5 protein-coding genes are annotated in these 4,905 nt (G+C 62.8%); 2 read left to right on the top strand and 3 right to left on the bottom strand.

Annotation, left to right across the window (positions count from 1 at the left end):
- Both AB0K28_RS51560 and AB0K28_RS51555 read right to left on the bottom strand, forming a co-directional pair.
- A partial coding sequence (locus AB0K28_RS51560; protein ID WP_364386020.1) for a transposase occupies positions 1-341 on the bottom strand: 341 nt, incomplete at its 3' end.
- A gap of 463 nt (positions 342-804) precedes the next feature.
- Entirely contained in the window at positions 805-1,095 is a 291-nt protein-coding gene (locus AB0K28_RS51555; RefSeq protein ID WP_364386017.1) for a hypothetical protein, read from the bottom strand.
- A gap of 109 nt (positions 1,096-1,204) precedes the next feature.
- On the opposite strand from AB0K28_RS51555, the gene AB0K28_RS51550 reads away from it, so the two are divergent.
- Together AB0K28_RS51550 and AB0K28_RS51545 are read left to right on the top strand one after the other, a co-directional pair.
- Complete coding sequence (locus AB0K28_RS51550) at positions 1,205-2,245, top strand: hypothetical protein (RefSeq protein ID WP_364386014.1); 1,041 nt, start codon at positions 1,205-1,207, stop codon at positions 2,243-2,245.
- An 80-nt stretch (positions 2,246-2,325) separates the two neighbouring features.
- Entirely contained in the window at positions 2,326-3,282 is a 957-nt protein-coding gene (locus AB0K28_RS51545; protein ID WP_364386011.1) for a hypothetical protein, read from the top strand.
- 85 nt (positions 3,283-3,367) lie between these two features.
- Here the strand turns inward: AB0K28_RS51545 and AB0K28_RS51540 are convergent.
- Positions 3,368-4,905, bottom strand: a 1,538-nt coding sequence (locus AB0K28_RS51540) for a prolyl oligopeptidase family serine peptidase (RefSeq protein ID WP_364386008.1), incomplete at its 5' end; no start/stop codon positions are given.

Below are 4,905 nucleotides of genomic sequence, written 5' to 3'. Positions count from 1 at the left end.
CCGAGCAGATAGGACGTGGCGACCACGCTGATCAGCGCCTGCTCGGCCCGGCGGCGTCGCTCCAGCAGCCAGTCCGGGTAGTACGAGCCTTGGCGCAGCTTCGGGATCGCCAGCTCGATCGTCCCCGCGCGGGTGTCCCACTCACGCAGCCGGTAGCCGTTACGCGAGTTCGTGCGCTCGTCGCTGCGCCGGCCGTAAGCGGCCCCGCACAGGCTGTCGGCCTCGGCCGACATCAACGTCTCGGCCATGGTCTTCACCATGGATCGCAACATGTCCGGGTCACCGGTCTCGATCTGCTGCGCCAGCCACCGCTCAGGCGTCACACTGTTGTCCGCGGTCATCGCCGTTCTCCTTCTTGGAATCGTTGCTACGAAGGATCACGCGATGACCGTTCTCATTTCACGACGCCACACCTGCTGACCAGGTCAAACTCGTACACCACTTCCGTGGACGCAACCCGTCCTGCTGCGGGTGTACGCCAAGTGCATGGACGGCCAACAGGAACAGATCAACGGCAAGATCAACGCAGCCTTGGACAGTTAGCCCGTAGTCTCCATCCACCCACTCCGGCCCCGCGCGTCCCGGGGCCGGTCCCTCCTGCAGCTGTTCTCCGATTGGGAAGACCGTACGCGAGGACCGATGCCGCTGCAGCGGTGGTCGCAGGGCGAGACAACGCTCCGCAAATCAGAGAGGGGAAGCAGGCGAGGCCGTGGATCGCTGCGACTTGTTACCGACTGTTCCCGCCCACCCGATCAAGTTCCTCGTCCAGAATCGGGCGCGCCACCTTTTCTACCGACAGTGCGGTTACGGGGCCGGTGCCAGGAGAAGGGGGCGGAGTTGACGGGCGAACTCGACGGCATCGGCTTGATGATCCCGTCCCGCTGCTCCCTTGACGATCTGGATGGCCAACATTTTGCTGCCGTCCGGTGTCCAGGCGAAGACCTTGCCCCCGACGAGGTTCCCGTTCGTGTCCTTTACCGGCGCGCTGTAACCTGGGCCGACGCCGTCAGGCAGGGCCACTCCACTATCTCTGGCTTTGCCGTTCTCCAGGCTCTGCAAGATTGACGGGTACGGGTCGTGCAGCTCGACGGTCATCAGCGCTTTATCGGTGATGCTCGGTGACTTACTGACGACGCAGTGAGAGAAGTCGCTCGCCGAGGTGGACCCGCTCGCGTAGAAGTCGCTCAATCCGATGGCCCGGCCAATGGCCTGGCTCGATATCAGGCCACATTCCACAGGCGGTGCCGTCGCGCTGCCGAGTGGGCGGCTGTCCGTAGGAGGAGGCGATGAACAGGCTGCCAAGCCGATGAGGATGACAGCCCCGCAGGCTAGGGTCGACCCTTTTCTCATTCCTCTGCTTCCGGGTAGATGGGAACGTCCAGCTGGAACCCTTCCCAGACGGACCGGTCGACGTCGCGGAACACTGCTGAGCACAGACTTCGGGGACTTCGATGTCTCCTATCTCTGGGACGATACCGATCCGACGACGGCGCAGGCGGCAAGCGATCAGGGGGGCAAGAACGCACAGCGACTCGCTGGAGTCGCTGGCGTTCCGCCGCCTTCTGCCAACGACAAGTTCTGGCAGTACGGCTGGGACTTGCAGCCCCTCAAGAAGGACTGGAATGTGGGCATCGCCACCGCTTCACACTGGGACCCGCCCGCTAGATGCGAGAATCCTTGTTATCAGCTTCAGTGGCCAATCAGTCCCGTCAGGAATGCCATGAAATTCTTTCCGCGGGGCCGCACTTGGGGCACTGGCCCAAACGCGCCGAAAGCGAGTTGGACAACTGATCTCGCCAAGTACATCGTGAAGAATTCCAGAGCGTCAATCTCGTTCAACAGCTGCTTCAAGGTGGTAAAGCTGACGACCACGAACAGTATCGGTTTCGCGATAGGCTTCGAAGGAAGTCAAGGGACCGGAGGCTTGAGCGGAAGCTATACGTCTTCGGCTGAGACGAAGGATATCTGCCACTCGGTGAAGCGCAATTGGGCCCACGGCTACGCGAACAAGTCGGTAACCTTCGATCCCGATACGGGAATGGGTGAGTGCGAGGACCTTGCGGGAAAGTGTGGCATACTCGCCTACCGCAACGAGTTGACAGGAAGGCTCACCTTCAAGTTCTACAATTCCAACAAGGTCAAAGATATACAGGAGGTTGACAAGATCACGATCCGCTGCGACTGGGCTCGAGCCGACGGAAAGCTCCCTGATCTCGCGACGCATAATTGCATCAGAAGTAGTTAATCGTCGAAGTCCAGGAGGGGTTCGAGTCACCCCTCCGGGGCTTCGGCCACACCGAGTGGATGGTCGTGACAGTTCGTATTATGGCATTGATGGGCTTACTCATGACTCTGCTTGTCGCGTGCACTACTGTTCGCGGTAATGATGAGTATCAGCGTCGAAATATTACTTACACGGAAATCGATCACTTCGGCTACGTGATGGCTAATGCTTTTCGGGCCACTCATCCCGAGTACGCAGTGACCTTAGGAGAGCCCCTCTGGGGACGCCGTCCAAAGGAGATGGCCATCGAATTGAGGATAGTAGCGAATTGGGAGCCCGAGTCGAAGTCTGGCCGCACGGCCGCTCTCGCTATACGCCAGGACGAGTTTTCGGGCCGCATTTACTACTCCGCCCCCGAAGACCGCACGGCGGTGCCGGAGAGAGCCCTTCTCAATTCACTTGCTCCACGATCCCGGCAAGCAGTCGAACTCCGCACTACATTCGGGTCCCTCGGCCAAGGCGGCACGGATGAGCTTGTCGACAAGGGTGCCGTGGATGAGCAGTTGAAACAGGCAGGCCAGACCAAGGTAATAACTGTCGTTGTCGAACTCAAGGAACCTCTGACCGTGGCCGATGTTCGGCGTAAAGGATATCTGTCGCTCAACAAGGTGATCTTCGCTTCCGCAAAAGGCGAACCTCCCGTGTACTGGGACGGATTCACTACCTTCTGCGGAGACTGCTATGGCGACAGCGAGCGGATTACCAACGATTTTCGTTCGTGGGTATCCGCCTTGAGCCCGTCCGACGAGGATGCTCTAAGTCACTTCGGTCTCCGTCTCGAACGGCTCAGGGAAACCGCTCGTGCCGGGAAGATAGCTGGCTATCTTGTAAAGGAAGCGAACCCTGGCCTTCTTCGCCGGCTACTGCAGAAGGACTATGTCAGGACTCTGCATATAGTTCGCATCGACGAATACTGCGCGGACTATGAACTCGGCGAGTGTGTGCCGGGTCGTTGGCCCAAAGAGAACAGACTGGAGGGTGAACGGCTGCCCGGTTGACACCGCTCCAGCAACCTCGACAGGACCACCCGCCTGCTCGGCACCACGCCATGCCGGTCAATGCCAGCACATGGGTTCGGCGCTCTCACCCCACGTTGAGCACATTCGGTCTCTCAGTATCGATCGTGATCAAATGCGCATAGAGGAAGGCACTGATCGCCTCGTACGCCTTGAGCTCGTTGGCGCGGTTGGTGAAGCCGTGGCCCTCGTCGGGGTAGATGTCGTAGCGGACCTCGACACCACGCTCACGCAGCCGGGCGACGATCTGGTCGGACTCGGCTTGGGGGACGCGTGGGTCGTGGGCGCCCTGGATGACGAACAGGGGCGCCGTGATGCCGTCTGCGTGGGTGACGGGGCTGCGCGCGAGGAGGTGTTCGGCGCAGGTGTCGGGGTCGCCGAGGACGGTCGCGACGAAGGTCTTCCAGGTGGAGGGTGAGGCCTTGGCGAGGGTGACGAGATTGCTGGGGCCACAGATGGAGACGCCCGCGACCCACGAGTAAGGCAGGCGCGCGAGGCAGGACAGGGCGGCGAATCCGCCGTACGACGCTCCCATGACCGCGAGGCGGCCGGTGTCGGCCCAGCCGAGGGTCTGCAGGTGGCGGATGCCGTGGTCCAGATCGTCGAGGTCGATGCCGCCCCAGTCGCGGTAGATGAGCTTCTGGTGGGCGGTGCCGTAGCCGGTGGAGCCGGCGGCGTTGGGGGCCAGGATGGCGATGCCCTGGTGGAGAAGGTGCTGGTAGAGGCCCGAGCGGGCGTAGATGGGACGTTCCTGGGCCTCCGGTCCGCCGTGGACGGACAGCAGGACCGGGTGGGGGCCCGGGCCGTCCGGACGGTAGAGGAGGGCGTGGACGTCGCGGCCGCCGCTCGCCGGATAAGTGATGAGCTCCGGGACGATGGAGCTGATGACGCGCAGGGCGGCAGGACGGGTGTCGGTGAGGGAGCGGAAGTCGTGGTTGGCGAGGTCCAGGACCGCGAGTTCCGTCGGCCGCGCCGCCGAGTCGATCAGGAGGACGGCGAAGGAGGCGTCCGGTGCCAAGGACAGTGCCGAGATGACGCCAGACGGGATGTCGGGCAGCAGGAGCGGGGAGCCGTTGCGTTCGGCGTGCAGACGGGAGCGACCACCCTCGTTGACGGACCAGATGCGTACGCCCGCCGCGACATCCAAGGTTTCGACGTCCCAGGACGGGGCGGCGATTGCGTGCAGGGACTTGGCTTCGAGGTCGTAGAAGGCGGCGGCGGTGAAGTCGCTCCAGTGATCGGTGAGCAGGTGGAACCCACTGGAGTCCGAGGCCCAGGCGCCGGGCTCGAAGACACCCTCGCCGAGCGCGGACGTCGCGCAGGCGGGCTCGGCGTCAGGGGTGCTCAGGTCCGTGAGGTAGACCGCGATGTCGGTGTTGGAGCGGAAGCCGGTCGCCAGCAGCCAGCGGCCGTCGGGGGAGAGGCTGACGGCTTCGAACGCGACACCTTCGGGCGGCGTGAAGCGGCGGAGCTCGCCGGTCGTCAGGTCATGAACGATGAGGTCCTGGGCTCTGAGCGCCTGCGGAAAAACGGCACTGAACATCCTCGGCTCACTCGCCGGTGGTCTCGCGGGCAAGTTGGCCGCGAAATACGCCTTGCCCTGGA

Source organism: Nonomuraea sp. NPDC049504, assembly GCF_040676845.1.
GTDB lineage: Bacteria > Actinomycetota > Actinomycetes > Streptosporangiales > Streptosporangiaceae > Nonomuraea > Nonomuraea salmonea.
Note: the sequence above shows the minus strand (reverse complement) of the source record. Positions and strands in the feature narration are given on the sequence as shown.